The 1,008-nt window shown below is 27.0% G+C and carries 1 protein-coding gene; it reads right to left on the bottom strand.

Translation table 11 applies throughout. From position 1 onward, the window contains the following. Window positions 1-15 precede the first annotated feature (15 nt). Window positions 16-927, bottom strand: coding sequence for an IS982 family transposase (locus tag GOQ24_RS08195; protein WP_155093499.1), 912 nt, complete (start codon window positions 925-927; stop codon window positions 16-18). Window positions 928-1,008 lie beyond the last annotated feature (81 nt).

The raw sequence follows: 1,008 nt of genomic DNA, 5'->3' as shown, positions 1-1,008 counted from the left end.
TAACGTGAGTTCGACTTAAGCTATTAGTCTATTTTGATCAATAATGTCGTTAATATTATTAATAGAAGGCTTTTTCGGGAAGTATGAATATGTAATCAAAGCAGCTAACATATTTGCTATAAAATTATTAAAGGATCTGTGTCTTGTATGTTCTACTTGACACATATTCTTTAATTCATCATTTACAGTTTCAATAAGTGCTCTTTTCTTTAAATGTATTTTATCGGCAAGTAGCATCATTGAGTTCTTCATGTTTTTTTTGATTTTAGTAACTAAATGTACTCCATCAACGAACATTTGTTCAAAAAGATCTTTACTGATATATCCTTTATCTCCAAAGAGTTTACCAAAAATACGTTTATGAAAATTCAATTCTTTTAAAGGTTTTCTATCATCAACATTGGCTGGAGTTAATAAGAAATCAAGTATTTCACCTTTATCATTTATAATTAAATGAAGTTTAAACCCCATAAACCAACCAATAGAACACTGACCTTTTGTTGCTATATTCTTAAATGTTTTATGCTGCTTTTCTCTTTTAATGTGTGACACTCTTAAAGGAGTAGAATCTATAAATGAAACTCCTGTACATTTGCCTAATCTATTAGATTTTAAGAAGATTCCTAAAGGTACAATAACCGTTTTTTGTAGTTCTACAAAGCGATTATAAGAAACAGTTTTAGGAAATTCCTTTTGCATATGAACTTTTACATAATCAATATAATAATGTTTTAAACATCTAAAACCACTATCATGAAATAAAATCAAAATAGTCATTACTTCACTTGCATTAAGTGTTGACTTTCGATTACGTTTTTTCTTTGTACTATCTGATTCAATACTATGAGATTGCAAAACATTTGAATATGCTTTAAAAAATTCATCGACTTCATAATAAATTTCAGTAATTTTGTCTGTAGATAACATAGAGATAGTTTTAGTTAAATATTTGTGATTCAGAACCTTAAATATACTAATCCTATCTCTTTTTTTATAGCTTTTTTTTGC

The sequence above is a fragment of the Myroides sp. LoEW2-1 genome (assembly GCF_009767705.1).
In the GTDB taxonomy this organism is placed as follows: Bacteria; Bacteroidota; Bacteroidia; order Flavobacteriales; family Flavobacteriaceae; genus Flavobacterium; species Flavobacterium album_A.
Note: the sequence above shows the minus strand (reverse complement) of the source record. Positions and strands in the feature narration are given on the sequence as shown.

What these genes read in the sequence shown, in the direction of transcription:
- GOQ24_RS08195 (WP_155093499.1), bottom strand. Translation starts at nt 927, where the DNA reads ATGTTATCTACAGACAAAATTACTGAAATTTATTATGAAGTCGATGAA.